This window comes from Dokdonella sp. (assembly GCF_019634845.1).
GTDB lineage: Bacteria > Pseudomonadota > Gammaproteobacteria > Xanthomonadales > Rhodanobacteraceae > Dokdonella_A.
This window is the reverse complement of record NZ_JAHCAQ010000018.1, coordinates 46485-72801: the sequence shown is the minus strand read 5'-3', so window position 1 is coordinate 72801 and position 26317 is coordinate 46485. Positions and strand designations below refer to the sequence as shown.

General features: G+C 69.6%; 25 protein-coding genes. 19 read left to right on the top strand and 6 right to left on the bottom strand.

Going from position 1 to position 26317, the window contains the following annotated elements; all coding sequences use genetic code 11:
* Window positions 1–4 precede the first annotated feature (4 nt).
* The 13 genes from KF903_RS12765 (at window position 5) to KF903_RS12705 (ending at window position 13608) form a co-directional block, all read left to right on the top strand.
* Entirely contained in the window at window positions 5–685 is a 681-nt protein-coding gene (locus tag KF903_RS12765; protein ID WP_291215462.1) for an RDD family protein, read from the top strand.
* On the top strand, window positions 682–1704 hold the full coding sequence (locus KF903_RS12760; protein WP_291215459.1) for a stage II sporulation protein M: 1023 nt from the start codon (window positions 682–684) through the stop codon (window positions 1702–1704). Before KF903_RS12765 ends, KF903_RS12760 begins: the two co-directional genes overlap by 4 nt.
* Window positions 1691–3364: a DUF4129 domain-containing protein gene (locus tag KF903_RS12755; protein ID WP_291215456.1), complete on the top strand. Its 1674-nt coding sequence runs from the start codon at window positions 1691–1693 to the stop codon at window positions 3362–3364. The genes KF903_RS12760 and KF903_RS12755 overlap by 14 nt, the downstream gene beginning before the upstream one ends.
* On the top strand, window positions 3361–4500 hold the full coding sequence (locus tag KF903_RS12750; protein ID WP_291215454.1) for a DUF4350 domain-containing protein: 1140 nt from the start codon (window positions 3361–3363) through the stop codon (window positions 4498–4500). The genes KF903_RS12755 and KF903_RS12750 overlap by 4 nt, the downstream gene beginning before the upstream one ends.
* A gap of 61 nt (window positions 4501–4561) precedes the next feature.
* Window positions 4562–5569: a MoxR family ATPase gene (locus KF903_RS12745; RefSeq protein WP_291215452.1), complete on the top strand. Its 1008-nt coding sequence runs from the start codon at window positions 4562–4564 to the stop codon at window positions 5567–5569.
* Window positions 5566–6870 carry a DUF58 domain-containing protein gene (locus KF903_RS12740; protein ID WP_291215450.1) on the top strand — a complete coding sequence of 435 codons (1305 nt, stop codon included), beginning with the start codon at window positions 5566–5568 and terminating at the stop codon, window positions 6868–6870. Before KF903_RS12745 ends, KF903_RS12740 begins: the two co-directional genes overlap by 4 nt.
* Window positions 6867–7604, top strand: a complete 738-nt coding sequence (locus KF903_RS12735; protein ID WP_291215447.1) for a pilin — start codon at window positions 6867–6869, stop codon at window positions 7602–7604. Before KF903_RS12740 ends, KF903_RS12735 begins: the two co-directional genes overlap by 4 nt.
* A 373-nt stretch (window positions 7605–7977) precedes the next feature.
* Window positions 7978–8766 carry an FKBP-type peptidyl-prolyl cis-trans isomerase gene (locus KF903_RS12730; protein ID WP_291215444.1) on the top strand — a complete coding sequence of 263 codons (789 nt, stop codon included), beginning with the start codon at window positions 7978–7980 and terminating at the stop codon, window positions 8764–8766.
* A gap of 122 nt (window positions 8767–8888) precedes the next feature.
* Window positions 8889–10241 (top strand): UDP-glucose/GDP-mannose dehydrogenase family protein, encoded by a 1353-nt coding sequence (locus KF903_RS12725; protein WP_291215442.1) that lies wholly within the window; start codon window positions 8889–8891, stop codon window positions 10239–10241.
* Window positions 10242–10311: 70 nt separating this feature from the next.
* A complete protein-coding gene (gene gmd, locus KF903_RS12720; RefSeq protein WP_291215440.1) occupies window positions 10312–11442 on the top strand; it encodes a GDP-mannose 4,6-dehydratase in 1131 nt (376 codons plus the stop codon).
* The gene (locus KF903_RS12715; protein WP_291215438.1) at window positions 11439–11663 is read left to right on the top strand and encodes a SlyX family protein; all 225 of its coding nucleotides are present in this window, start codon (window positions 11439–11441) and stop codon (window positions 11661–11663) included. The genes gmd and KF903_RS12715 overlap by 4 nt, the downstream gene beginning before the upstream one ends.
* A 225-nt stretch (window positions 11664–11888) precedes the next feature.
* On the top strand, window positions 11889–12452 hold the full coding sequence (locus KF903_RS12710) for a DUF2058 family protein (RefSeq protein WP_291215436.1): 564 nt from the start codon (window positions 11889–11891) through the stop codon (window positions 12450–12452).
* A gap of 85 nt (window positions 12453–12537) precedes the next feature.
* Window positions 12538–13608: a hypothetical protein gene (locus KF903_RS12705; protein ID WP_291215435.1), complete on the top strand. Its 1071-nt coding sequence runs from the start codon at window positions 12538–12540 to the stop codon at window positions 13606–13608.
* Window positions 13609–13617: 9 nt separating this feature from the next.
* On the opposite strand, the gene phbB (KF903_RS12700) is transcribed toward KF903_RS12705, so the two are convergent.
* The 4 genes from phbB (KF903_RS12700) to gluQRS form a co-directional block, all read right to left on the bottom strand.
* Window positions 13618–14364 carry an acetoacetyl-CoA reductase gene (gene phbB / locus KF903_RS12700; RefSeq protein WP_291215433.1) on the bottom strand — a complete coding sequence of 249 codons (747 nt, stop codon included), beginning with the start codon at window positions 14362–14364 and terminating at the stop codon, window positions 13618–13620.
* A 79-nt stretch (window positions 14365–14443) separates the two neighbouring features.
* The gene (gene phaR / locus KF903_RS12695; protein ID WP_291215432.1) at window positions 14444–14947 is read right to left on the bottom strand and encodes a polyhydroxyalkanoate synthesis repressor PhaR; all 504 of its coding nucleotides are present in this window, start codon (window positions 14945–14947) and stop codon (window positions 14444–14446) included.
* Window positions 14948–15377: 430 nt separating this feature from the next.
* Window positions 15378–16118, bottom strand: coding sequence for an acetoacetyl-CoA reductase (gene phbB, locus KF903_RS12690; RefSeq protein ID WP_291215431.1), 741 nt, complete (start codon window positions 16116–16118; stop codon window positions 15378–15380).
* A gap of 61 nt (window positions 16119–16179) precedes the next feature.
* Entirely contained in the window at window positions 16180–17067 is an 888-nt protein-coding gene (gene gluQRS / locus KF903_RS12685; RefSeq protein WP_291215430.1) for a tRNA glutamyl-Q(34) synthetase GluQRS, read from the bottom strand.
* 141 nt (window positions 17068–17208) lie between these two features.
* Between gluQRS and htpX the strand changes: the two genes are divergently transcribed.
* A complete protein-coding gene (htpX, locus tag KF903_RS12680; protein ID WP_291215429.1) occupies window positions 17209–18087 on the top strand; it encodes a protease HtpX in 879 nt (292 codons plus the stop codon).
* A 58-nt stretch (window positions 18088–18145) separates the two neighbouring features.
* Here htpX and KF903_RS12675 read toward each other — a convergent pair whose 3' ends face one another.
* Window positions 18146–20227, bottom strand: a complete 2082-nt coding sequence (locus KF903_RS12675; RefSeq protein WP_291215427.1) for an EAL domain-containing protein — start codon at window positions 20225–20227, stop codon at window positions 18146–18148.
* A gap of 134 nt (window positions 20228–20361) precedes the next feature.
* Window positions 20362–21405, bottom strand: coding sequence for an EF-P beta-lysylation protein EpmB (gene epmB / locus KF903_RS12670; RefSeq protein WP_291215425.1), 1044 nt, complete (start codon window positions 21403–21405; stop codon window positions 20362–20364).
* A gap of 102 nt (window positions 21406–21507) precedes the next feature.
* On the opposite strand from epmB, the gene efp reads away from it, so the two are divergent.
* From efp to folE2, 5 genes are all read left to right on the top strand, one after another.
* Entirely contained in the window at window positions 21508–22074 is a 567-nt protein-coding gene (gene efp, locus KF903_RS12665) for an elongation factor P (RefSeq protein WP_291215423.1), read from the top strand.
* Window positions 22075–22325: 251 nt separating this feature from the next.
* Window positions 22326–23639, top strand: coding sequence for a TRZ/ATZ family hydrolase (locus KF903_RS12660; protein WP_291215421.1), 1314 nt, complete (start codon window positions 22326–22328; stop codon window positions 23637–23639).
* A complete protein-coding gene (locus KF903_RS12655) occupies window positions 23636–24346 on the top strand; it encodes an HAD-IA family hydrolase (protein ID WP_291215418.1) in 711 nt (236 codons plus the stop codon). The genes KF903_RS12660 and KF903_RS12655 overlap by 4 nt, the downstream gene beginning before the upstream one ends.
* Window positions 24346–25167, top strand: a complete 822-nt coding sequence (locus KF903_RS12650) for a squalene/phytoene synthase family protein (RefSeq protein ID WP_291215415.1) — start codon at window positions 24346–24348, stop codon at window positions 25165–25167. The genes KF903_RS12655 and KF903_RS12650 overlap by 1 nt, the downstream gene beginning before the upstream one ends.
* Before the next feature lie 123 nt (window positions 25168–25290).
* Window positions 25291–26238, top strand: a complete 948-nt coding sequence (gene folE2, locus KF903_RS12645) for a GTP cyclohydrolase FolE2 (protein WP_291215411.1) — start codon at window positions 25291–25293, stop codon at window positions 26236–26238.
* Window positions 26239–26317 lie beyond the last annotated feature (79 nt).

Genomic DNA, 26317 nt, shown 5'->3' with positions numbered 1-26317 from the left:
GTCGATGATCGACACGCTGGCCGTGGTCGAGACCCCCGAGGGCATCGCGCTGCAGTTGCGCAGCGCCGGCGCCTTGCCGCGCGCCTGCGCGTGGGCACTCGATTTCATGATCCGCTTCGCAGCGGCGTTCATCGCCGCCACCGCACTGGGTGCGCTCGGCGCGAGTGGCATCGGCCTGTATCTGCTCGTACTGTTTGCACTGTGGTGGCTGTACCCGGTGCTGTTCGAGGTACTGCGTGACGGCCAGACACCGGGCAAGCGCGTGATGCGCCTGCGTGTGGTCAACGCCAACGGGACCCCGGTGACCTGGCTCGCTTCGATCGTGCGCAACCTGTTGCGCGTGGTCGACATGATGCCGCTGTGCTATGGCTTTGGCCTGGTGGCGAGCCTTACCGATCGCCAGGGTCGGCGCATCGGCGACCTCGTCGCGCGCACGCTGGTGGTGTACGCGGGTGCGCCGCTGCGCGCCGGCGCGCTGCCGCCCACGCCGGCGCTGGTGGCGCCGTTGGCGCTGCGACCGGCCGAGCGCGCCGCGATCATCGAATTCGCCGAGCGCAGCGCCCAGCTCACGCCCGAGCGCCAGCAGGAGCTGGCCGGACTGCTCGGCCAGCTCACCCAGGCGCAGGGTACCGTTGCGGTGCAACGCCTGCACGGCATGGCGACCGCCTACGTGGGGCGGGCATGAAGCAGGAGGCGTTCCAGGCCCGCCATGGCGCCGAATGGACGCGCTTCGAGCACTGGCTCGATGCACGCCAGGCACGCCAGCGCCAGCAGCGCGCGCAGGCCGACACGATCATGGCGGCGAGTGAGTTTCCGTCGGCGCTGCGCCGCCTGTGCCAGCAACTCGCGGTGGCCGAACGTCGCGATTACAGCACGCAGCTGGTGGCCGACCTGCGCGGCCTGGCCCAGCGGGGCCACCAGGTGCTGTACCGGCCACGGCCACCGCGCCTGCGCCTGCTGTTCGATTTCCTCGCCGCCGGCTTCCCGCGGCTGGTGCGCGCGCAGGGGGCCTGCATGGCCGCCGCGGCGGCGTTGTTCTTCGTGCCGCTGATCGCGGTCGCGATCCTGTTGCAGTGGCATCCCGAGCTGATCCATTCGCTGTTCGATTCGCGCCAGCTCGCGCAGTTCGAGAACATGTACAACCCGCTCCATCACGCCGACCGGCTCGGCCGTGACGGGGGCGCCGACCTGCAGATGTTCGGCGTGTATGTCTTCAACAACGTCAGCATCGGCTTCCGCACCTTCGCCAGTGGCCTGCTGGCCGGTGTCGGCGCGGTGTTCGTGCTGGTGTTCAACGGCATCATCATCGGTGGCGTGGCCGGTCACCTCACCGCAATAGGCTACGGCGGGCCGTTCTGGGATTTCGTCGCCGGCCATTCCGCCCCCGAACTGCTGGCGATCGTCATTGCCGGCGGCGCCGGCCTGCATATCGGCATGGCCTTGCTCGCGCCTGGGCGCCGCTCGCGCGCACGTGCGCTGGCCGAGGCCGGCGTCGATGGCGCCAAGCTCGTCCTGGGCGTGTTCGCGATGCTCGTGCTGGCCGCCTTCATCGAGGCCTACTGGTCGTCGATCGTGTGGCTGCCGAGCACGCTCAAGCACGCGGTCGGGCTGGCGCTGTGGTCGCTGCTCCTGCTGTGGCTGTGGCGTGGCGGCCGCTCGCCTGCGCCAATGCATGCCGATGGCGGTGCCGATGCGAGTGGATGATCTGGGCATCGCCCTGCGCGCGCGTTCGGCGTGGGAAGCCACCGACCTCGGTCTGGCCATGGTGCGCGCCTACGCTGGCCGCATCTTCGGCGCCTGGTTGGTGGTCACGCTGCCGGTATGGTTGCTGCTCAACGTGCTGGCTGGCCTGCTTGACAGGTTGTGGCTGGCCCCGCTGCTGATGTGGTGGCTCAAGCCCGCATTCGATCGCAGCGTGCTGTTCGTGCTCTCGCGCAGCGTGTTCGGCGCCGCGCCGAACCTGCGCGCGACGTTGGCGGCCCAACGCAGTTGGGGCTGGCGCGGCATCGCACCATGGCTGCTGTGGCGGCGCCTGCATCCCGCGCGAGCATTGCTGCTGCCGGTGGACCTGCTCGAAGGCGTGCGCGGCGAACACCGCCACCAGCGTGCCTCGGTACTCGGCCGCGGCGATGGCTCGACCGCGATCATGCTGACGTTCATCGGCGCCAACCTGGAGATGATGCTGTACTTCTCGTTGATCGCGCTCGCACTCATGTTCGTGCCGGTGGAGTTCTTCGACGAGTCGGCAAAGGCGATGCTGCAAACGCTGTTCGTGGCGCCGCCGGCATGGGCCCAGGCGGTGCTGAACCTGGTGATGTGGCTTGCGACCAGCATCATCGAGCCGTTCTACGTCGGCGCCGGATTCGGGCTCTACCTCAATCGCCGCATGCAGCTCGAGGCCTGGGACATCGAGCTGGCATTCCGCCGCATCGCCGCGCGGCTGGCTGCGGGCGGTGCCGCACTGGCGTTGGTGCTGGCGTTGGTGCTCGGCGCCGGTCCGGTCGTGGCGCAAGCAGTGCCGCCGTCGACTGCCGATGCGCAGGCCGCGGCGGCATCAACTCCGACCGCGGAGCGACCCAGCGGCGAGGCGGCCGACCACGCACCCGCGCCGCCGCTGGCGCCGGCAGCAGCGACTGCGGTGCCGCACGAGGGCGCGGCCACCGCGTCGCGCAGCGAGCCGCCCGTGCGCACCGGCAGGGACATCTTCGGTGCACGCTGGCGTGACGATGGCGGCGCGTTCGCCGACGGCGTGCGCGAAGCCTACGCCGGCGACGACCTGGGCCGCACCCGCCGCGAGTTCACCTGGAAGGAGCGCAACAGCGGCAAGCCCGAGGATGCACGCGCGGCATCCAGGTGGGCGGCCACGCTCGGTACGGCCATCGGGTTCCTGTTCAAGTACGGCCTGTGGATCATCGCAGCGCTCGTCGTGGCCGTGCTCGTGAGCAACTGGCGACGCTGGTTGCCGCAGTTGACCGCGCAGCGGCACGCAGCCGAACCGGATGCCGCGCCGACCGTGCACGATCTCGATGCGGCCACGCCGTTGCCGGCCGACATCGTGGCGGCCGTGCGCCAGTTGCTGGCCGCTGGGCGCATGCGCGATGCGATGGCACTGTTCTATCGCGCGGCGGTGGCGCGCCTGGTGCAGGTGCAGGGCGCGCCCCTGCCGCCGGGCGCCACCGAGGCATTGTGCCTGCGTCATGCGCGCGCTCTTGCCGACTCGCGCTACGCCGGCCTGTTCGCGGGCATCGTGCGTGCCTGGCAGGCGGTCGCCTACGCACAGCGCCCGCCATCGCCTGAAGCGATCGAGGCCCTGTTGTTGCAGTGGCAGCAACCACCCCGGTCCGCCGCATCGGAGCCGACGTGAGCGCGCGCGCCACGCGGCTCGTCATCGGCGGCATCATCGTGCTGCTCGCACTCGTGCTGGCGGCGTGGTGGTATGCGCGTTACGAACGCGTCGAAGTCGAGGTGCCCGTGCCGCCGCGTGGCGAGGCGGCTTACAACCCGCTGTATGCGCTCAAGAAGGCATTGGTCGCGAGCGGCCATGAGGTCGTGGCGCGCGCCAATCTCAACCTTGCCGCGATGGCGCTCGGGCCGCGCGACACGCTCGTGCTCGGCAGTGACGTGCGCACGCTCAGCGCCGATCAGGTCGCGGCACTGCTGGCGTGGGTGGACGGCGGTGGTGCGCTGCTGTTCGGCTTGCCCGCCGGTGCGCGCGAGCGTCCCGGTGCGCTCGTCGACCAGCTCGACCTGAGGCTCGATGACGAGGCTGGCCAATGCCTCCGGTTGAGCGCGACGCCAGCCGCGGCCGCAGCGGGTCGGGACGGACGCCAGACGTTGTGCTTCGACACCCTGGTGGCCCGCGCCGGCATCGACGAGGACGAGTTCGACCTGCTCGCGGGCGAACCGGGGCGCGGCTACTACCTCGTCGGTCGTGACCATGGCGATGGCCAGTGGACGGCCGCCGGCACCCTTCGCTTCCTGCGCAACGACGCGCTCGACAAGGGCGCCAACACCGACCTCGCCTGGCAGGTGCTCGCACCGTTGCTGCACGGCGGGCGTGTCCATCTCGTCTATGCCAGCGACGTGCCGCCACTGTATGTGCTGCTGCTGCGGTACGGCTGGCCGCTGCTGCTGCCGGCCGCTTGCGCATTGCTGGCCTGGCTGTGGTTGCGCGCACGCCGCTTCGGTCCGCTGCTGCCGCCTGCCACCACCACGCGGCGCGCGCTGCGTGAGCATGTCGAGGCCGCGGGTGAATTCGTGTTCCGCGAGCGCAAGGCCAGCGCGCTGTATGCGCCACTGCGCCGCGCCTTCGATGCGCGGTTGCGCCGCGACGCGCCGCAACTGGCGGCGCTCGATGGCGAAGACCTGGTCGCGGCCGTCGCGGCGCGCACGGGCCAGCCACCGCAGCAAGTGCGCGCCGCGCTGCAGCCGACCGACCTCAATCATCCCGAACGATTCCTCGCCGCGGTCCAATGGCTTGCCCGATGGGGCCTGCGATGACCACTCCGACCTGCCTGTGCCGCAGCATCTGGCGGCGAACTTTCCTGCAAGGACCATCGCCATGAACGACCCTGTCCGCCCCGTCATTTCCGCGCTGACCGGCGCCGCGCTGACCGGCGCCGCGCTGGCCGAGCGCTGCGCGCAGATCCGCGCCCAGATCGGCCACGCCTTTGTCGGCCAGGGCGATGTGCTCGATCAGCTGCTGATCGCGCTGCTGGCCGGTGGCCACGTGCTGATCGAGGGTGCTCCGGGTTTGGGCAAGACCCTGCTCGTGCGCGCGCTCGCGGCGGCGCTCGACTGCAGCTACGCCCGCGTGCAGTTCACGCCCGATCTCATGCCCAGCGACGTCAGCGGCCATGCCTTCTACGATCCCAAGAGCGAGAGCTTCCGCATCCGCCGCGGGCCCGTGTTCGCCAACCTGCTGCTGGCCGACGAGATCAATCGTGCGCCGGCCAAGACCCAGGCCGCGCTGCTCGAGGCGATGCAGGAGCTGCAGGTCACGATCGAGTCGCGCAGCTTCGCCCTCGAGCCGCCGTTCGTTGCCATTGCCACCCAAAACCCGATCGAGCAGGAAGGCACCTATCCCTTGCCCGAGGCGCAGCTCGACCGCTTCCTGCTCAAGATCCTCATGCCGTATCCGCCGCACGAGGAAGAGGTGCGCATGGTCGGCAGCGTGAGCGCCGGACGCAGCGCCAACGATTTCGACCTGTCGCGCGTGCGCGCGGTGGCGACGCCGGCCGTCATCCTGGCGATGCAGGCCGGCACCGCGGCGGTGCGGGTCGATCCCGTGGTGCTCGACTACGCCGTGCGCATCGTGCGCGCAACGCGCGACTGGCCCGGCCTGGCGATGGGGGCAGGGCCGCGCGGCTCGCTGGCGCTGGTGCGGGCGGCGCGCGCGCAGGCCGTGCTCGATGGCCGCGATTTCACCACGCCCGACGACGTGCGCGCGATCACCAAGCCGGCGCTGCGTCATCGCCTGAGCCTCGCCCCCGAGATGCAGATCGAGGGCCGCCGCATCGATGAGGTGCTCGATGCGCTGCTGGCGCGGGTGGAAGCGCCGCGCCAGTGACGCCTGCGCCCGCCCTCGTCGTTGCGTTGCTGGCGCTGGCCGCGCCGGGCCTGGCGGTGGCGCTGGGCTGGATGCCGGCCGGTGCGCTGGCCGTGCTCGCGCTCGGCCTGGTCGCCGTGGCCGCTGTCGATGCGCGGCAATTGGCGCGTCTGCCGACGCCCGACGTCGCGCGCGAGCTGCCGGCGATCGTGCCGGTCGGCGTCGAGCGCGAGGTTGCGCTGCGCCTGCGTCACGCCGGTAGCGGCGCGCTGCTGGTCGATGTGCACGACCTGCATCCGGGCGCGTGGCCGGTGCGTGCGCTGCCGCAGCGGGTGAGCGTGCCGGCGCAACGCGAGCTGCGCCTGAGCTACCGGCTCACGCCGGCCGAGCGCGGCCGCTTCGAATTTGCGGCCTGTGCGCTGCGCCTGCATTCGCCGCTGCGCTTGTGGTGCCAGCAGCGCCGCGTCGCCGTCGGCCAGCTGCTGCGTGTGTATCCCAACTTCGCGCCACTGGCCAGGCTCGCGCTGGTCGGCGCCGAGCAGGCTTCGCGCACGCTCGGCGCCCACCTGAAACGCCGCCGCGGCGAGGGTACCGACTTCCAGCAACTGCGCGAATACCGTCTCGGTGATTCGCTGCGCCAGATCGACTGGAAGGCGTCGCAGCGCGTGCGCAAGCTCGTTTCGCGCGAATACCAGGACGAGCGCAACCAGCAGGTCATGCTGCTGCTCGACACGGGTCGGCGCATGCTTGCTCGCGACGACTTGCTGTCGCATTTCGACCATGGCCTCAATGCGGCGTTGATGGTGGCCTGGATCGCGCTGCGCCAAGGCGATGCGGTGGGCCTGCTGGCGGCCGGCGGCGATGCGCGCTTCGTCGCCCCGCGGCGCGGCCTGGGCACGATCGACGTGCTGCTCAACGCGTTGTTCGACCTGCAGGCGCAAGCGGTGGCCACCGACTATCTCGATGCCGTCGCCACGCTGGCGATGCGCCAACCGCGGCGCTGCCTCGTGCTGCTGCTGACCAATGCGCGCGACGAGGACGCCGAGGATCTGCTGGCGGCGGTCCGCCAGTTGCAGCGGCGCCATCTCGTGTGCGTGGCGAGCCTGCGCGAGGCGATTGTCGACCGCGGCCTGCAGCAGCCGGTGCGCAACCTCGACGAGGCGATCCATCTTGGCGCGATGGCGCAGTACATCGAGCAACGCCAGCGCGTGCATGCGGCACTGCGCGCGCACGGCGCCGATGTGCTCGACGTGACCTGTGCCCAACTGCCGGCGGCACTGGTCAGCCATTACCTGGCGATGAAGCGGGCGGCACGATTGTGACTACGGAGACGAACATAACTGAGTGGTACTACGCGGATGCGCAATCGCAACAGCAAGGTCCGCTCGACGCGACGAGCCTGGCGACGGCGTATCGCGCCGGGCGCGTGCGTGCCGACAGCCTGGTCTGGCGCGATGGACTCGATGGCTGGGTGCCGCTGGCGCGGGTGGCAGGCGAACTCGGCGTGGTGGTGTCGCCATCGCCGCCGCCATCGACCGCGCCAAGGTCGGAGCCGGGCGGGCGGCGTATTCCCGGCATCGCCGCCCGCGCCCCGGCACCTGGCAGCGTGTCGTCGCGCCGGGCGGCCTGGATCATCGTCGCCGCGACGCTCGCATTCGGCGCCGTGTGCGTGCTCGCGATACTTGCCGCGATCGCGCTGCCGGCATACCGGCAGTTCACGTTGCGGGCGCAAGTGGCGCAAGCGGCGCTGGCTGGAACCGCGCTGCAGGCGGCGGTCGACGATTGGAGCGAGAGCACCGGCACCTGCCCGCGCAATGGCGACGGCGACATCGGCAGCGCGGCGTCCTATGCCAATGCCCATGTGCGCTCGATCGAGGTCGCCCCGGTCGAGGATGCCGACGGCGAGTGCGGCATCCGCCTGACGCTGGCCTCGGCACAGCGCCAGCTCGCGGGCAAAGTCCTGCAGTGGACGCGCGACGCCGAGGGCGACTGGCACGTCGCCACCGACCTCGACCACCGCTACTTGCCGGTGTCGCTGCGCGCGGCGCTCGACTGAACCGGGGCCTGGCGCTGCAGCGCGCCCCGGCCTGGCGGCTCATGCATCACGCAAGGGCTTGATCGGCAAGAGGCGCGCGCCGGCCCGTGGCGGATGCACCGATGGGCATTGCCGCCGGCTCCGACCGCGCCAGCATGGCCGGGCGCACGCCTGCGGAACCTTGCCGCCGCCGCGTGGTCACAGCGCACCGTACCGATCGCCAACCCGCCCGGCGCCGCTGCAGGCGGCCCGGCGGTCGATCGGCGCAGGGCGCCCGTCGTTGCCAACGACGGGTGTGGCGTTCAGAATAGACGATCCCGCACACGTGGCCGGGCGCAGACGTGCGTGATGCCCATGGGGCAGTGACCGGCAATCCCATCTTTCAGGAGCAAACATGACGCGTTTCATGCAGAAGACCCTTGTGGCCGCGTTGGCGGCGACGTTCGCTGTCGGCGCCATTGCGCAGGAACCGGCCAAGGCCGACGCAGCCAAGGCGGCGCCGACGGTCAAGGTCGACAAGCACAGCATCAGCACGATGATCGGCATGGACATCGGCCGCGGCCTCACCCAGATCAAGGACGACATCGACATCAAGATCGTCGAGCAGGCGCTGGAGCAGACGCTCAAGGGCGACAAGACCTCGCTCACGCAGGAGGAAGCGCTGCAGGTGCGTCAGGAGTTCATGAAGCAGATGCAGGCCAAGCGCGTGGCCGAGCAGAAAGTCGCCGCCGAGAAGAACAAGAAGGACGGCGAAGCCTTCCTTGCCGCCAACAAGTCCAAGGCCGGCGTCAAGACCACCGCGTCGGGATTGCAGTACCTGGTCGAGAAGCAGGGCACTGGCGCCAAGCCCAAGGCCACCGACACGGTCAAGGTCAACTACCTCGGCACCAAGATCGATGGCGAGAAGTTCGACAGCTCCTATGATCGCGGCCAGCCGGCCACGTTCCCGCTCAACGGCGTGATCAAGGGCTGGAGCGAAGGCCTGCAGCTCATGCCAGTCGGCTCCAAGTACAAGCTGTTCGTGCCGGCCGACCTCGCCTATGGCGAGAATGGTCCGGGCCCGATCGGTCCGAACGCCACGCTGATCTTCGAGGTCGAGCTGCTCGACATCGAGAAGCCGGCCGAAGCGGCGCCGGCGGCGGCCGCCAAGCCGGCCGCCAAGGCCGAGCCGGCCAAGAAGTAAGGCTCGACAAGCCTGGCTGGGGCGGAAGGCGTGCCGGTCACGGTGCGCCTTTCGCGTTTTTGCGCCGCTGTGGCGCCGTTGCGCGCGCGACGAATCGCGTGCGGTCAAGGAGGGAGTGCAGCATGCGCGTGACGATCTTCGGAACCGGCTATGTCGGACTCGTCACCGGAACCTGCCTGGCCGAGGTCGGCAACCACGTGACCTGTGTCGACGTCGATGTCGACAAGATCGCGCGACTCGAGCGCGGCGAGGTGCCGATCTACGAGCCGGGCCTTGAGCCGCTCGTGCGTGCCAACCATGCCAGTGGCCAGTTGGCGTTCACCACCGACGCCGCCGCCGCGATCGAGCGCGCCCAGGTCATCTTCATTGCGGTCGGTACGCCGCCCGACGAGGACGGCAGCGCCGACCTGTCCTACGTGCTCGCGGTGGCGCGCACGATCGGTGCCACGTTGTGCCGGCCGGCGGTCATCGTCAACAAGTCGACGGTGCCGGTGGGAACCGCCGATGCCGTGCGCGCGGCGATTGCCGCCGAGCTCGCGGCGCGCGGCGTCGCGGTCGAGTTCCACGTCGTGTCCAATCCCGAGTTCCTCAAGGAGGGCGATGCGGTGCAGGACTGCCTGCGCCCCGACCGCATCGTCATCGGCGCCGACAGCGCGCAGGCGGTCGAGCTGTTGCGCCGGCTCTACGCGCCGTTCAATCGCAACCACGAGCGCATCGTGCTGATGGACGTGCGCTCGGCCGAGCTGACCAAGTACGCCGCCAACGCGATGCTGGCGACCAAGATCAGTTTCATGAACGAGATCGCCAACATCGCCGAACAGGTCGGCGCCGACATCGAGCAGGTGCGGCGTGGCATCGGCTCGGATCCGCGCATCGGCTACCACTTCATTTACCCGGGCGCCGGCTACGGCGGCTCGTGCTTTCCCAAGGACGTCAAGGCGCTCGAGCACACCGCTCGCGTCCATGGCTATGAGGCGCGCCTGCTCGGCGCGGTCGAGGCCGTCAACGCAGCGCAGAAGGGCAAGCTGTTTGCGTTGCTGCAGCGCCATTTCGGCGGTGTCCTGCAGGGCAGGACGATTGCATTGTGGGGGCTCGCCTTCAAGCCCAACACCGACGACATGCGCGAGGCGCCCAGCCGCGTGCTGATGGAGGCGTTGTGGCAGGCGGGTGCCAGCGTGCGCGCCTTCGACCCCGAGGCGCTGGCGGAAACGCGGCGGCTGTATGGCGAGCGTGCCGATCTCGTGCTGTGCGAGCAGCCCCACGCGGCGCTCGAAGGTGCGGATGCGCTGGTCGTGGTGACCGAATGGAAGGCGTTCCGCAGCCCCGATTTCGAACGCATCCGCGCCGCGCTGCGCACGCCTGTGCTGTTCGATGGACGCAACATCTTCGAGCCGGCCGCCGTCGAGGCCGCCGGCATCGCCTATTACGGCATCGGCCGCGGCCGCAGCGTGGCCGCTGGCGCGGGCGCCGCCTGAGCTGCGCCGGCTGTCATTCACCGCAGCGCCCCGTTAACATCGGCCGTTTTCGACCAGGGCGCGGCAGACGATGGAACAGAAACGGGCGTTGATCACGGGCGTCACGGGCCAGGACGGGGCCTACCTTGCCGAGCTGCTGCTGGCCAAGGGATACGAGGTGCATGGCCTGCGTCGGCGCTCGTCGTCGTTCAACAGCGAACGCATCGACCACCTGCACCACGAACTCGATGACACGCGCCCGGGCGTGCACCTGCACTACGGCGACCTGACCGATTCGCTGAGCATCCTGCGCGTGGTGCAGCAGGTCAGGCCCGACGAGATCTACAACCTCGCCGCGCAGAGCCACGTGGCGGTGTCGTTCGAAGAACCCGAATACACGGCCAATGCCGATGGCATCGGCACCTTGCGCGTGCTCGAATCGATCCGCAGCCTCGGTCTGGGCGATCGCTGCCGCTTCTACCAGGCCTCGACCTCGGAACTCTACGGGCAGGTGCGCGAGGTGCCGCAGCGCGAAACCACCCCGTTCCATCCGCGCTCGCCCTACGGCGTGGCCAAGCTCTACGGCTACTGGATCACCGTGAACTACCGTGAGGCCTATGGCATCTACGGCTGCAACGGCATCCTGTTCAACCACGAGTCGCCGATCCGCGGCGAGACCTTCGTCACGCGCAAGATCACCCGCGGGCTCGCCCGCATCGCCTGCGGCCTGCAGCATGGCCTGTACCTGGGCAATCTCGATGCGCGCCGTGATTGGGGCCATGCGCGCGACTTCGTCGAGGCGCAGTGGCTGATCCTGCAGCAGGACGAACCGACCGACTACGTCATTGCCACCGGCATCCAGCATTCGGTGCGCGAGTTCGTCGTGCTGGCCGCGCACGAAATGGGCATCGAGTTGGCGTTCGAAGGCAGCGGCGCCGACGAGCGCGCGGTGGTCGCCGCCGTGCACGGCGAGGGACTCAAGCTCAAGGTCGGTGACGTTGTGGTGCGTATCCACCCGCAGTATTACCGGCCGGCCGAAGTGGAGACGCTGCTGGGTGATCCGCGCCAGGCACGCGAACGGCTGGGCTGGGTGCCCAGGACGAGTTTCGCCGAGCTCGTGCGCGAAATGGCCGCGGCCGACCTCGCGCTGGCGCATCACGAGGCGCGCGGTGCCACCGGCGCGCGCCACGGGCGTCACCTCATCGAGAAGCTCGGCGCGTGAAGACGACGGGGGCGAGTCTCGAGCAGCGCCTGACCGAGCTGGAGGTGCGGTTGTCGTTCGTCGACGACACCGTGACCAGCCTCAACGACACGGTCGCGGTCCATGACCGCCAGTTGCTGGCATTGCGCAATGCACTCGAGTCGCTGCGCATCGACCTGCAGGCGCTGCGTGGCAGCCTGGGCCAAGCGGCGCAGGACGAGCCGCCTCCGCCACATTACTAGCGCGACCGGATTGCCGCGGGCCGATGGCCGCCGGCGCGGCGGCCGCGCTGTGCGGCCGCACTTTTCAATGGCGAGGCGTGCCGGCACACTGTGCGGGCGTGCCGGTCAGGCGCTTGCCGCTGGCTGTGTCGGCCGAGCCGCCACCGGGTCGGGTCCGGCGCTGGACGCCGCCTGGCGGTGACGCTGGGCCATTGCAGATGTCCGTTTCGTTGTGGGTTCCATGTCATGTCCGATTCCCTGCGCGACCAATTGCTCAAGGCCGGCTTCAAGCCGGCGCCGAAAGCCGCGGCGAAGCCGGCCCCTGGCAGGCCGCAGCAGCGCAACGCCAACCCCGGCAAGCCAGCGGCGACCCAGCAGCGTGCGCCGCGGGACGGCAAGGCCGCCCAGGGGGACATCGATCTGGCCAAAGCCTACGCGCTGCGCCACCAGCGCGAGCGCGAGGACCAGGCGCGCACGCAACGCGAGGCCGAGGCGCGTGCCAAGGAAAAACGCGAGCGCAAGCAGAAGCTGGGCGCGCTGCTCGGCGGCGCGGCCCAGAACGCGGCCGAGGCCGATATTCCGCGGCATTTTCCGCATCACAACAAGATCCGCCGCATCTACGTCACGGCCGAGCAGTTGCCGCGCCTCAATGGTGGCGAACTGGCCGTGGTGCAACTGGGCGGGCGCTATCTGCTGGTCGGGCGTGAGCAGGCGCTGGCGGCGCAGGCGATCGACCCCGACGCGCTCGTGCTGTTGTGCGATGCGCATGCGACACCCGAGGACGACGTGCCGGCCGATCTGGTCTGGTAAGGGTCGGTCGCAGGCGTGACGGGCGCCGCGGTTTCACGCTGCGCCGTGGGCGACCATGGCGCGGCACGGTCGGGGGAGGGCGGACATGCGGCGCATCGGACTCATGGCGGGGCTGCTGCTGGCGGGCGCTGCACCGGCGGCACCATTGCCGCGCTTCAGCCAGCCCAACGCGATCTGGAACGTGGATGTCAGCAGCGCCGCGCTGCGTCCAAACTCGGCGGCGATGATGGCGCACCTGGCGGCGTTGTCGCCGTCCGGCTGGGGCGACACGCGCAACTTCGATTTCCAGATCGACTTCTCGTTCTACGTGCTGCACGCGACCGCGGCGACGCCGCGCTACCCGATCGTGGCCTGGCCCAGCGCCGGCGACTACTACAGCCCCGATTGCGACGCGCCGGGCACGCTGTTTCCGCTGCCGCCCGGTGGCGGCATCGAGGGCACCGACCCGCCCGGCTACGCTTGCGATGCCGACAGCGACGATTGCCACCTGCTGGTGGTCGACGATTCCAGCCAAGTGCTGCACGAGGCCTACGCGACCCATGCTGCCGGCGCTGGCGGGATCCAGGCGTTATGTGGCCTGCGCTGGAACCTCGACAAGGTTTATCCGCGCAACGGCCGCGGTGAACACTGCACGAGCGCCGACGCCGCGGGCTTTCCGATCGCGCCGCTGCTGTTCAATGCCGACGAGCTGTGGGCCGCGATGCAGGTGCAGGGCGATCTGGGCCACGCGATCCGCTTCATCCTCGGCAACAACCGCATGATGCGCCACCGCTATGTCCACCCGGCCTCGCACGGCACGCTGGCCACCGCAGACACCAACGCCAATGCGGTGCCCTACGGTTCGCGCCTGCGCCTCAAGCCGTCGTTCGACATCGACGCGTTCAGCAGCCGGCAGTCGGTGCGCGTGATCCTGCGCACGCTCAAGAAGTACGGCATGTTCCTCGCCGACGGCGGCGGCATCCCGCTGACGGCGGAGTCCGATGCCTTCACCACCCACAAGTGGGCCGATGCCGACATTGGCATCGATTCGCATGCGCTGTTCGGAATCCGGCCGACCGACTTCGAGGTGGTCGAGGCAGGGGAGCCGCGGCAGGTGACCTATGACTGCGTGCGCACGCCCGACGATTTCGTCTTCATCGACGGCTACGACTACTGACGGCGTGCGTCAGAAGCTCACGAAGTAGCCGCCGTTGACCGGGATGTTGGCGCCGGTGATGTAGCCGGCATCGTCATCGGCGAGGAAGGCGACCGTGCGGGCGATCTCGCGCGGCTCGCCGAGGCGGCCGACCGGAATCGAGGCCACGATCTGCTGGCGGATCTCGTCGGGTACGGCGCGGACCATCGGCGTGTCGCAATAGCCCGGCGAGATGCTGTTGGCGGTGACGCCCTTGCGCGCCACCTCGCGCGCCAGCGCCATCGTGAAACCGTGCACGCCGGCCTTGGCCGCCGAGTAGTTGGTCTGGCCGAACTGGCCGGTCTGGCCGTTGACCGAGGAGATGTTGACGATGCGGCCGAAGCCCTGCGCGGTCATGCCGTCGACGAGCACGCGGCACATGTTGAAGATGCCGCCGAGGTTGATGCGGATGACATCGTCCCATTGCGCGCCGTCCATCTTGCGCAGGCTGGTGTCGCGCGTGATGCCGGCCGAGTTGACGAGGATCGAGACCGCGCCATGCTGCGCGGCGACGCGCTGGGCCAGGTCGGCACATGCGTCGCGATCGGCGACGTCGAGCGGCTCGAACGCGATCGCGGCGCCGAACTCGGCCACTTCGCGGCGGAATTCGTCGATGCGCTCGCTGCGTGCGGCGAGGTCGGCGGCGATGACCTTGCGGCCGCCGCGGGCCAACGACTTGCAGATCTCGGTGCCGAGTCCGCCGATACCGCCGGTGACGATGGCGATGCGCTCGTTCATGGGTTTCCTCTGGGGCAACGGGGCACGCGGGCCACGCACGCGGCGCCGCGAGGCGCCACGCCGCGGCGTGCGGCACGAATCAGGATTTGGAGTCTTTCTTGGGTTGGTCGGCCGTACCGGCGGCGGCGCCGCGCATGCTGCTGGCGGCGGCGCTCAGGAAGCCCTGCTGCAGCGACTTCCACATGTCCATGTTGCGCTCGGTGAGGTCGTTGAGCATCGACCACGGGCCTTGGCCCAGCATGTTGTTGAGCTGGCTGCGGAATTGCTGCTGCTGGTCCATGAACACCTGCAGGCTGCGCTCGAGGTAGGTGCCCATGAATCCCTGCATCGAATCGCCGTAGAAGCGGATGATCTGCGACAGCAGCTTGCTGGTGAACATCGGCTGGCCACGGTCCTCGTACTCGGCGATGATCTGCAGCAGCACCGAACGCGTGAGGTCTTCGCCGGTCTTGGCGTCGCGTACCTCGAACTCCTCGTTGTCGAGCACGAGCTGGCGGATTTCCTCCAGCGTGATGTAGCTCGAGATCTCGGTGTCGTAGAGACGGCGGTTGGGATACTTCTTGATCGTGCGGGGCGTGGTCATGCGTCAACGCTAGCAGAATGTGGTGCGACGCACCAGTTTGCCCGGCGCGCCGCGGTTGCGGTGGCGGCACGGCAGCCGGGCCGAACGCGGCAGCAGGAACCGGCACTGCGCGGACGGGTGCCGGCGCGGCGCCAGCGGGGTGGCGGCGCGGAATGCCGCAGGCATCCCTGCAGCGCAGCCCGCTCGACATCGCAGTCGCACCTGGCAGCGCATGCGTCCGGCGCTGGTTGGGTGATGGGTTGAGGCCAGCAGGCATCCCTGCGGCGCGGCCCGTTCGACATCCTGTCTCACCTGGTAGCGCATGCGTCCGGCGCCGGTTGGGTGATGGGCCGAGGCCAGCAGGCATCCCTGCGGCGCGGCCCGTTCGACATCCTGTCTCACCTGGTAGCGCATGCGTCCGGCGCCGGAGGGCGCCGGACAAGCGCATGCGCTACCAACCCATGTACTGGCCGCCGTTGATCGCCAGGTTGGCGCCGGTGATCCAGCACGCGCGCTCGTCGGCGAAAAAGCCGACGGCGAAGGCGATCTCGTCGGGCTCGCCCAGGCGCCCGACCGGGATCTGCGCGACGATCTTGTTGCGCACGTCCTCGGGCACGGCCATCACCATGTCGGTGCCGACGTAGCCGGGCGACACCGTGTTGACGGTGATGCCGAACTTGGCGTTTTCCTGCGCCAGCGAGATCGTGAAGCCGTGCATGCCGGCCTTGGCCGCGGCGTAGTTGGCCTGGCCGTACTGGCCCTTCTGGCCATTGATCGAGCTGATCTGCACGATGCGTCCCCACTTGCGCCCGCGCATGCCGTCGATCACGGGGCGCGTCACGTTGAAGCACGAGCCGAGGTTCGTGTTGATGACTTCCTGCCACTGCTGCGCGCTCATCTTGTGGAAGGTCGTGTCGCGCGTGATGCCGGCATTGTTGACGAGGATCTCGACCGGGCCGAGCTGGCGCTCCACGTCGCGCACCATGGCCTCGGCGACCACCGGGTCGGAGACGTCGCCCTTGGCGAGCGCGAAGTCGAAACCAGCTTTCTTCTGTGCTTCGAGCCAGGCCGTGGCCTTGGCCTCGTCACGGTAATTGGTGGCGACCTTGTGGCCGAGCGAGGCCAGATGCCTGCAGATTGCGGTACCGATGCCGCCGGTACCTCCCGTAACGAGGGCGACGCGTGCCGTCATGATGGACTCCTGTTGGAAAAAGTGTGGCACCGAGCGGTGCCAGCACGGTGATTGTGCTCATTCATTGTGCGGATGCATTACGCGCTGCCGCAATCGCCGCTTCGGTTGGCCGCGCAATGCGGTCGGCAGCGAACCCGCGCACGGCCTGCGCGAGCAGGTCGCCCACGTGGTCGGCGGCTGGTATGGGCTGGCCGAGAAAGCCCAGTGCCGCGCGCAGCGCCGGCAGTGGATCGCTCGCCACCACCGGTCGCGCCGCCTCGTGCTTGCTGAGCTTGCGGCCCTGCGCGTCGAGCACGAGCGGTAGGTGCGCGTAGCGTGGTGTCGGCAAGTCCAGCAACCGTTGCAGCAGGATCTGGCGCGGGGTCGAGTCGAGCAGGTCGACGCCGCGCACGACCTCGGTGATGCCTTGTGCCGCGTCGTCCACCACTACCGCGAGCTGGTAGGCGCACACGCCATCGGCGCGCCAGATGACGAAATCGCCGACATCGGCGGCCAGGCTCTGGTGGCAATGACCGCAGATGCGGTCGTCGAAGCCGATGGCGGCCTTCCCGACGCGCAGGCGCCATGCCGGCGGCCGCGCGGTCGGGCGCGCCACGCAGCGCGCCGGATGGATGCCGCCGACTGCGGCCAGGTCGGCGCGGCTGCACCAGCAGCGATACGCCGCATCGGCCGCGGCCAGTCGCTGCAGTGCGGCGGCGTAGACCGGTTGGCGCGCGCTTTGCAGCAGCACCGTCTCGTCGGAGCTCATGCCGAGCGCAGCCAGCGTGGCGAGGATGTCCTGCGCGGCACCGGCGACCTCGCGGTCGCGGTCGAGGTCCTCGATGCGGACGAGCCAGCGACCCTGCGCGGCGCGGGCGTGCAGCCAGCTGCCGAGTGCGGCGACCAGCGAGCCGAAGTGGAGGCGGCCGGTCGGCGAGGGCGCAAAGCGTCCGCGGTAGGGCAGTGTCATCGGCAACGTTCCCGTGGTGGCCGGGTCCAAGCACGCCCGGGCGCGGCTTTGAAAGCGGCAAGTCGCCCCCATCTGCCGCTCAGGTACGCGCATTTCGCGTACGATCCCGTCGACTGCTGCAATCTGGTATCGGAGTCTTGCATGCTGCGTATCGTACTGTTCGTTCTGACCAACCTCGCCGTCATGGCGCTGCTGACGATCGTCGTCAAGCTGACCGGGCTCGACGTCTACGCCTATCGGCGCGGCGGCATCAATTTCGAGGGACTGCTGATCATGTCGGCCGTGCTCGGCATGGGTGGCTCGTTCATCTCGCTGGCGATGTCCAAGTTCATCGCCAAGATGACCACGCATGCGCAGGTGATCACCCAGCCGCGCAATGCCACCGAACAATGGCTGCTCGACAGCGTGCGCCGCCACGCCGACAAGGCCGGCATCGGCATGCCCGAGGTGGCGGTCTACGACGCGCCCGAGATGAACGCGTTCGCGACCGGCATGACCCGCAACAGCTCGCTGGTGGCGGTCAGCACGGGCCTGTTGCAGGGCATGGACCGCAACGAGGTCGATGCCGTGCTCGGCCACGAGATCAGCCACGTCGCCAATGGCGACATGGTCACGATGACGCTGCTGCAGGGCGTGCTCAACACGTTCGTCATCTTCCTGGCCCGCGTGATCGGCACCGTGGTCGATCGTGCCATCAGCGGCAACCGCGAGGGCGGTGGCGGTCTGGCCTATTTCGGCATCGTCATGGTGCTGCAGCTCGTGCTGGGCGCGCTGGCCTCGCTCATCGTGATGGCATTCTCGCGTTGGCGCGAATTCCGCGCCGATGCCGGTGGCGCCAACCTGGCCGGACGCGAGGCGATGATTGCCGCGCTGCAGCGGCTGGCCGGCAATCGCGGCGAGAACACGCTGCCCAAGGCGCTGGCGGCGTTCGGTGTGTCGGGCGAGGGCGGCCTGTCGCGGCTGTTCATGAGCCATCCGCCGTTGGAAGAGCGTATCGCCGCGTTGCGCGCTGCGCGCTGAGGGCCGAGGGCGGGCCGGTCGCCATGCGGCGACCGGCCTGGCTGTCGCCACGGCTGCGTCAGGCGGCGTGGCTGAGGATCTTCTCGGGTTCCTGCAGGAAATTGCCCTGCACGAAGTTGACGCCGCAGCCGAACAGGATCGACATGCTGGCCGCATCCTCGACGAACTCGGCCACGGTCAGCTTGCCCAGCTGGTGCGCCTGGTTGCAGATTTCCTTGACCTTGTCCTGGTTTTCCTTCTGCTTGGGCAGGTCGGCCATGTAGTGGCGGTCGATCTTGAGGTAGCGCGCCGGCACGTGCTTGAGCAGCTGGAAGGAATTGAGTCCCGCACCGAACTGCTCGAGCGCGAAATTGCAGTGGATCTGCTCCAGTGCGCGCGCAAACGCATGCACCTGCTTGAGGCTCGTGACCACCTTGCTCTCGGGCATCTCGAACACGAGCGAATCGCCGCGCTGGCGCTCGCTCTTGAGCTGCTGGGCGATCCAGGCCACCAGGGTCTGGTCCTCGAGCGACTGGGGCGTGAGCTTGATGAAGAACGTGGTGCGGTTGCCGGCGCGCTCGCGCTCGGCGATCGCGCGGATCGCCTTGGCGATCACCCAGCGATCGATCGCCGGCATGCGACCGCTGCGTTCGGCGATCGGCAGGAAATGGCCGGGCAGGATTTCGCCGTTGGGCCCATTCATGCGCAGCAGGATTTCGTAGAAGTCGCCGCCGCCCTCGGCGCCGTGCAGCGCGATGATCGGCTGGTGGTAGAGCACGAAGCCGTCGTTGGCGAGCGCGTCGTCGATGGCCTTGAGCCACTGCTGCGCACGCGCCACGGCGGCCTTGTCCTGCGCCGCCGGGTCGTGGATCTGCGCGCGGTTGCCGCCATCGCCCTGCGCCTGGCGCAGCGCCGTCGCGGCATCGTCCATGAGCCCGGTGGCATTGGCGTTGCGTTCGCCCAGCAGCGCGCCGCCGATGCTTGCGGTCAGGCTCACCGATTTCTTGCCGATCTCGAAGATGTGTTCGGCGAAGGCACTGCGCAGGGTTTCGGCGAACTGGTTGGTGGCGGCGGCATCGCGCTTGTGCAGCAGGATCGCGAACAGATGGTCGCCCACGCGCCCGGCGATGTCGCCCTCGCGCAACGACTTGCGCAGCAGCGTCGCCATGTCGCCGAGCAGCAGGTCGGCGCTGCCGATGCCGATGCTGTCGAGCACCGCGCGGAACCCGTCGGGCTCGACCAGCAGCAGTGCCTGGTCGAGCGTGCCGTTGGCGGCCAGGCCGCAGGCATTGTCGATCTGGGTGAGCATGTGGGTGCGGTTGAACAGGTCGGTGACCAGGTCCTTGGCACGCAGCTCGTCGAGCTTCTCGTGCAGGTCCGGGTCGGACGCCTGCAGGCGGAACGTGATCTGCTGGCAGGGCTCGCCCTCGAAGCTGGCCTCGGCGAACTCCATCGCGGCGTCGAACGTGGAGCCGTCGGCGCGCTGCGCCTTGAGATTGAGTCGCTGCGGTGGCTTTTCACCCTTGGACAGGCGCTTGAGCAGCGATTTGAAGTCATCCGCATCGGGCGCGGCGATCATGTCCAGGATCGATACGCCTTCGATGTCCTCGAAGGTTTCGTAGCCGAACATGTCCAGATAGGCCTTGTTGGCGCGCACGTGCATGCCCTCGTGCACGAAGGCGATCGGATCGCGCGAGGAGTCGAGCAGGGCATCGGCGCGACGTTCGGACTCGCGCAGCGACGCTTCCAGGCGGCGTACGCTGCGCCGCATCGCGAGTGCTTCGTATTCGCGCTTGACGATGATCTGCACGTGTTCGTGCGACGTGCGCAGCATCGCCGCCCGCGCGCCGTCCTGGAACGACTTGACCACGGCCGCGTCGTTGAGTTGCGCCGCAGTGACGATGAGGGTGCTGTCGCGGCCGCGGCGCTCGCTGATCTCGCGGATCTGCGGGATCGTCATGCTGGTGCGGTCGAGCGACACGACGATGAGGTCGGGGGCGTGGCTGGGCTGCCCGAAAGCCTCTTCCAGCTCGGCCTCGTTGCTGGCGCGGGCAGGGCGCACGGCAATGCCGCCGTTGCGCAGGATGCTGATGATCTGCTCGGCGCTTTCGACCGAGTCGTCGACCAGCAGGAGCTTGATGAGCGTGGTGGATTTGGTCATGGCGGCTGCGTCAGGTCTCCATTGATCCATACCAGCAGGGCGCGTGGCGTGGATGTTCGCAGGGTTCACGTGGCCGACGTTCCGGTCGGCCGGCGCTGGCGTGTGCGAGCACGATCCGGCGCATGGGTGGATATTTACTCGATTCCATCGCGTTGCGCCATCGCCGCGCCGTGCTCGACCGGGGTCTTGCACGGCGCGCCGGCCACTTCGCGCACCAGGCGCGGCACCAGATAGCCCGGCAGCGTGGCGCGCAGGCCATCGACGATGGCCAGCGCCTGCGCGGGTTCGACCTCGAAGTGGGCGGCGCCGTGCACGCGGTCGAGCAAGTGCAGGTAGTAGGGCAGCACGCCGCATTCGAACAGGCGCTCCGACAGGGCGCCGAGCGCGGCCACGCTGTCGTTGATGCCACGCAGCAGCACCGACTGGTTGAGCAGGGTGACGCCGGCCGCGCGCAGCGCCGCGCACGCCTGCTCGACGCTCGCGTCGATCTCGTTGGCATGGTTGGCATGCACGACCAGCACGCGCTGCAACGGCAGCTGCGCCAGCCAGGCGGTGAACTCACGGTCGATGCGCTCGGGCAGCACGATCGGCAGTCGCGAATGGATGCGCAGCCGCCGCACGTGCGGCATCGCTGCCAGCGCCTGGCTCAGCTCGACGAGCTTGGGGGTGGCCAGCGCCAGTGGGTCGCCTCCGGACAGGATGACCTCGCTGATCGAGGTGTCGCTGCGCAGCCAGGCCAGTGCTTCGTCCCAGTGGTTCGCGGCGGCCGTCTGCTGCGCATAGGGAAAATGGCGGCGGAAGCAGTAGCGGCAGTTGATGGCGCAGGAACCGGTCGCGATCAACAGCGCGCGGCCGTGGTACTTGTGCAGGACGCCGTTGGCGGCGCGGGCGGCCAGGTCGCCCACCGCGTCGTGCGTGTACCCCGGCGCCGCGCCCAGTTCGGCCGCCTGCGGCAGCACTTGCAGCAGCAGCGGGTCACGCGGGTCGCCATGCCGCATGCGGGCGACGAAGCCGCGCGGCACGCGCAGCGCAAAACCGGTGTCGGCAGCCGCAAGGAGGCTGTCGGCATGGGCCGCCAGGCCCAGCAGATCGAGCAGTTCGCCGGCGTCGGTGACCGCTTCTCGCCACGACTGCTGCCAGCGCACGGGCTGCGCGGCTGGCCGTTTAGCAGGTATCATGGCGGGATCACTTTTCGCAGGTTCGGCGGCAGGGTCGTGCATTCTAGTGCCGCGCATGGCGCGTGCCGCCTTCCTTACAAAAATTCATAGCAGGAGTTGCCCATGGCCAGTTACGGCATGAACGATGTCAAGAACGGTCAGAAGATCATCGTCGATGGTTATCCGTGCACGATCGTGGACACCGAATACGTCAAGCCCGGCAAGGGTCAGGCCTTCACGCGGGTCAAGTACCGCAACCTCAAGACCGGCCGCACCCAGGAAATGACCATGAAGTCGACCGATTCGGTCGATGCCGCCGACGTCATGGATACCGACATGGAGTTCCTGTACTCCGATGGCGAGTTCTGGCACTTCATGGATCCGTCCAGCCATGAGCAGATCGCCGCCGATCGCAATGCGATGGCCGACGCGGCGCAGTGGCTCAAGGGCAACGAGGTCTGCATCATGACGCTGTGGAACGGGGCGCCGCTGACGGTGACGCCGCCGATCTTCGTCGAGCTGGAAATCGCCGAGACCGATCCCGGCGTGCGTGGCGACACATCGGGCGGCGGCGGCAAGCCGGCCAAGCTCGAGACCGGCGCCGTGGTGCGCGTGCCGCTGTTCGTCGCGCAGGGCGAGAAGATCAAGGTCGACACGCGCACCGGCGAGTACATGTCGCGCGTGAAGTGAGGCAGCGGGCGCCGCGTGCATTCGCCGGCACCGACCGCGGGCGGCGCGCGCCACGGTCAGCGTCGCGCTGGTTGCGCGTCGCCGGCCCACCAGGTCGATGCCGGGTCAGTGGTTCGGCAGTGCCGCTTGGCCGGTTTCGCGCCTTCGGCGCGGCCAGCCGCTCGCCGGCACCGCTGCGGCGCCGCCTGCACCGACCGGCACTCGTGCCGCCACCCGGGCGCTGATCGCGCCCCCGATCCGGGTCCTTTCCCATGCAAGCCATCGACCTCCTCATCGAATCGCGCTGGCTGATTCCGGTCCAGCCGGCCGGCGTCGTGCTCGAGGGGCACGCGGTCGCGATCGTGGCCGACCGCATCGTGGCGGTGTTGCCGCTGGCCCAGGCGCGCGAGCGCTACGCGCCGCGCGAGCGCGTCGAGCTGCCGCAGCATGCGCTGATTCCGGGGCTGGTCAATGCCCACACCCACAATCCGATGACGCTGATGCGCGGTCTGGCCGATGACCTGCCGCTGATGCAGTGGCTCAACGAGCACATCTGGCCGGCCGAAGCGCGCGCCATGAGCGCCGCATACGTGCGTGATGGCGTGGAGCTGGCGGTGGCCGAAATGCTGCGCGGCGGAACCACCTGCTGCAACGAAAACTATTTCTTCCCGGACGTGCAGGCGGCCACCTACCGCCGCCTGGGCTTCCGTGCCATGGTCGGGCTGCCGGTCATCGAGTTCCCGACCGCATGGGCGGCCAGCCGCGACGAGTATTTCGACAAGGGTCTCGCGGTCCACGACGAATTCCGTGGCGAGGCGCTGATCGGCACGAGCTTTGCGCCGCATGCGCCCTACACGGTGTCCGACGAGAGCTTCCGCCGCATCCGCGTGCTGGCCGACCAGCTCGACGTGCCCGTGCACCTGCATCTGCACGAAACCGCGCAGGAGATCGACGACTCGCGTCGCGACCATGGCGTCAGGCCGTTCGCGCGCATGCAGGGGCTTGGCCTGGTCAACGACCACCTCATCGCGGTCCACATGACCCAGCTCGACGATGCCGAAATCGCCGCCTGTGCCGAAGCCGGCGTGTCGGTGGTCCACTGCGTCGAATCCAATCTCAAGCTCGCCTCGGGCTTTTGTCCGGCGCAGAAGCTGCGCGCGGCCGGTGTCAACCTCGCGCTCGGCACCGACGGCTGCGCCAGCAACAACGACCTCGACATGCTCGGCGAAATGCGCAGTGCGGCCCTCGTCGCCAAGGCCGTGGCCGGCGACGCGCGGGCGCTCGACGCGACCGCGGTGCTGCAGGCCGCCACGCTCGGCGGCGCGCGTGCGCTCGGATGGGAAGCCTCGATCGGCAGCATCGAGGCCGGCAAGCAGGCCGACCTCGCGGCGATCCGGCTCGACGCGCTCGAGACCCAGCCGTTGTACGACGTGGTGTCGCAGATCGTCTACGCCGCCGGGCGCCACCAGGTCAGCGACGTGTGGGTCGCTGGCCGCCGCAAGCTGCACGAACGTCGGCTCGTCGACCTCGATGGCGACGAGCTCGTCGCCAAGGCGCAGCGCTGGCGCGAGCGCCTGGCGCCGTGAGCGCGCCGCTGGCGTCGATGGCGGACCGCGCCAGGTCGGGCACGCGCCTTGCCTGCGCGCCGCAGGCCGTGCTGTTCGATCTCGACGGTACGCTCATCGATTCGGCACCCGATCTCGTTGCCGCGGTCGAGGCCCTGTGCGTCGAGCTGGGCGCGCCCGCACCCGATGCCGCGGCCGTGCGCCGCGTGGTTTCGGCCGGTGGCCGCGCCATGCTGCGCAAGGGCCTGCCCGGCGCCGACGACGCGATGCTCGACCAGTGGCTGCCGCGTTTCCTCGACCTCTACGCGGTGGCGATGACGCATCGCACCTGCCTTTACGACGGCATCCGCGAGGCGCTCGATGCGCTGGTGGCGCGCGGCATCGCCTGGGGCATCGTCACCAACAAGCCGGGCTGGCTCGCGCAGCCGCTGCTCGCGCAGTTGCCGCTGCTGGCCGACAGCCGCGTGCTCGTGGCGGGTGACACGCTGCCGCAACGCAAGCCCGACCCGGCTCCCGTGCTGCATGCCTGTGCGCAACTGCGCATCGACCCGGCGCGGGTCGTCATGGTCGGTGACGACCTGCGCGACGTGCGCGCCGGTCGCGCCGCCGGTACCGCCGCGCTCATCGCGGGCTGGGGCTACCTCGACGGCGACGACCCGGCCACCTGGGGCGCCGACGCGATCGTTGCGACGCCACGCCAACTGGTGCAGGCGCTGGGCCTGGCCTGATGCATGCCGCCGTCGAACCGGGCCTGCTCGACGAGTTCCGTCGCAAGTGGGGCGAGGCCTGCCCGGAACTGGTCGTCGCCGTGCGTTTCCTCGACCCGGCGCGGCGGCTCGCGCACGAGGCGCTGCTCTACCTCATGCTCGAACTGGAGCTGGCCGCCTTCGGCCTGCGCGATGCCGAGCCCGCGTTGATCAAGCTGCAGTGGTGGGCCGGCGAGATCGGTCGTGCCGGCAGCGGCGAGGCCAGCCACCCGCTGACGCAGGCGCTGGCACGGGCGGACGGATTCGCCGCGATCACGCTCGACCGCTGGCATGCGTTGCTCGCCGGCGCACTGGCCCAGCGCGAGGCCGAACCCGGCGCCACCACCGAAGCCGTGCTGGCGCACTACGCAGCCCTGCATGCGCCACTGGCGCAGATCGAGGCCGAGCTGTTCGCGCCGCTCGATGCGGCCACGCTGGCGCGCGCGCGCACGCTCGGCTGCGCGCTGCGCGAGCTGGCGCGGCTTGCCGATGCGCTCGCCGCGGGCCGCCTGCCATTGCCGCTGGACCTGTTGGCGCGCCATCGCCTCGCGCGTGCCGGATTGCTGCACGCTGGCGCGACGCGCACAGCCGCAGTGCGGGACTGGCTGCGCATGCTTGGGGCGATCGCCGCGGGCCTGCCGGCGCGCGGCATCGGCGCGGCGGCTGCCGCCACGCTGGCCGCCGACCGCTGGCGCATCGGCTGCGCGCTGCGTGCCGCCGAGCCGCTGGCGGCGCTGCCGGGGTTGCTCTCGCGCGTGCCGCTGCGCGTCCCGTGGGCAGCCTGGCGGGCGCGCGGTGCCTGAGCGCGGTCGCGCCGGCCCGATGGTCCGCTCCGCGCTGGCGCGCCAGGCCTTGAGCCGGTGGCGCGGCGCACCATCTACAATGGCCCGGCCGCTGCCAGGCGGCGCCGATCGATGCGCGCGCTGATGTCCCCGACCCCGACCGCACCACGAGCACTGCCCGACGTGGCGCTTGAGACCCGCACCGACCATGGCGGCCCGCTGGCTGCCGTCGGCATGCAGCAGATCGAGATGCCGGTGCTGCTGCGGTTGGCCGACGGCTCGGCGCAGCGCGTGGCGGCGCGCGTCGATGTCGAGGTCGACCTTGCCCGCGCCGATGCACGCGGCATCCACATGTCGCGGCTGTACCTGGAACTGGATCGCCACCTGTCGGCCGAGCCGCTGGCGCCGGCCGGGCTGCGCCGGCTGTTGCGCGACTGCCTCGCCTCGCACGCGGGGTTGTCGACACGCGCGCAGGTGCGGCTGCGCTTTGCGCACCTCGTGCGGCGCGCGGCGCTGGCCAGTGCCAACACCGGCTGGCGCAGCTATCCGCTCGAGATCGTCGCCAGCCTCGAACGCGAGCGCTGCGTGCTCGAAGTCGTGTTCGAGGTGCAGTATTCGAGCACGTGTCCGGCGTCGGCCGCACTTGCGCGGCAACTGATCCAGCAGCGCTTCACAGCCGACTTCCCGACCACGCAGGCGCTCGATCATGGCGCCGTGCTGGCCTGGCTCGGGACCAGTGACGGCATCGTCGCCACCCCGCACAGCCAGCGCAGCACCGCGCGCGTGCAGTTGCAATTGGCCGAGGACGCGCCGCTCGCGATCGAGGAATGGATCGACGCGGTCGAACATGCGCTGCAGACGCCGGTGCAGACTGCGGTCAAGCGCGAGGACGAGCAGGCCTTTGCGCTCGCCAATGGCCAGAACCTCATGTTCTGCGAAGACGCCGCGCGCCGCATGCGCGCCGCACTGGCCGCCGATTCGCGCATCGCCGATTTCCTCGTGCGCGCCAGTCATCACGAGAGCCTGCATCCGCATGACGCCGTCGCGGTGGCGACCAAGGGTGTGCCGGGCGGCTATGCGGGCCTGCCGTGAAGGCGCGCGCGTCGCGGTGAACGGCAGGCGGTCGCGTGGTACGGCCGTCCACGGCGGTCGGCGCCGCTGGCGCGAGTCG

What these genes read in the sequence shown, in the direction of transcription:
- KF903_RS12765 (WP_291215462.1), top strand. Translation starts at nt 5, where the DNA reads ATGATCGACACGCTGGCCGTGGTCGAGACCCCCGAGGGCATCGCGCTG.
- KF903_RS12760 (WP_291215459.1), top strand. Translation starts at nt 682, where the DNA reads ATGAAGCAGGAGGCGTTCCAGGCCCGCCATGGCGCCGAATGGACGCGC.
- KF903_RS12755 (WP_291215456.1), top strand. Translation starts at nt 1,691, where the DNA reads ATGCGAGTGGATGATCTGGGCATCGCCCTGCGCGCGCGTTCGGCGTGG.
- KF903_RS12745 (WP_291215452.1), top strand. Translation starts at nt 4,562, where the DNA reads ATGAACGACCCTGTCCGCCCCGTCATTTCCGCGCTGACCGGCGCCGCG.
- KF903_RS12730 (WP_291215444.1), top strand. Translation starts at nt 7,978, where the DNA reads ATGACGCGTTTCATGCAGAAGACCCTTGTGGCCGCGTTGGCGGCGACG.
- KF903_RS12725 (WP_291215442.1), top strand. Translation starts at nt 8,889, where the DNA reads ATGCGCGTGACGATCTTCGGAACCGGCTATGTCGGACTCGTCACCGGA.
- gmd (WP_291215440.1), top strand. Translation starts at nt 10,312, where the DNA reads ATGGAACAGAAACGGGCGTTGATCACGGGCGTCACGGGCCAGGACGGG.
- KF903_RS12710 (WP_291215436.1), top strand. Translation starts at nt 11,889, where the DNA reads ATGTCCGATTCCCTGCGCGACCAATTGCTCAAGGCCGGCTTCAAGCCG.
- KF903_RS12705 (WP_291215435.1), top strand. Translation starts at nt 12,538, where the DNA reads ATGCGGCGCATCGGACTCATGGCGGGGCTGCTGCTGGCGGGCGCTGCA.
- phbB (WP_291215433.1), bottom strand. Translation starts at nt 14,364, where the DNA reads ATGAACGAGCGCATCGCCATCGTCACCGGCGGTATCGGCGGACTCGGC.
- phaR (WP_291215432.1), bottom strand. Translation starts at nt 14,947, where the DNA reads ATGACCACGCCCCGCACGATCAAGAAGTATCCCAACCGCCGTCTCTAC.
- phbB (WP_291215431.1), bottom strand. Translation starts at nt 16,118, where the DNA reads ATGACGGCACGCGTCGCCCTCGTTACGGGAGGTACCGGCGGCATCGGT.
- gluQRS (WP_291215430.1), bottom strand. Translation starts at nt 17,067, where the DNA reads ATGACACTGCCCTACCGCGGACGCTTTGCGCCCTCGCCGACCGGCCGC.
- htpX (WP_291215429.1), top strand. Translation starts at nt 17,209, where the DNA reads ATGCTGCGTATCGTACTGTTCGTTCTGACCAACCTCGCCGTCATGGCG.
- KF903_RS12675 (WP_291215427.1), bottom strand. Translation starts at nt 20,227, where the DNA reads ATGACCAAATCCACCACGCTCATCAAGCTCCTGCTGGTCGACGACTCG.
- epmB (WP_291215425.1), bottom strand. Translation starts at nt 21,405, where the DNA reads ATGATACCTGCTAAACGGCCAGCCGCGCAGCCCGTGCGCTGGCAGCAG.
- efp (WP_291215423.1), top strand. Translation starts at nt 21,508, where the DNA reads ATGGCCAGTTACGGCATGAACGATGTCAAGAACGGTCAGAAGATCATC.
- KF903_RS12660 (WP_291215421.1), top strand. Translation starts at nt 22,326, where the DNA reads ATGCAAGCCATCGACCTCCTCATCGAATCGCGCTGGCTGATTCCGGTC.
- KF903_RS12650 (WP_291215415.1), top strand. Translation starts at nt 24,346, where the DNA reads ATGCATGCCGCCGTCGAACCGGGCCTGCTCGACGAGTTCCGTCGCAAG.
- folE2 (WP_291215411.1), top strand. Translation starts at nt 25,291, where the DNA reads ATGTCCCCGACCCCGACCGCACCACGAGCACTGCCCGACGTGGCGCTT.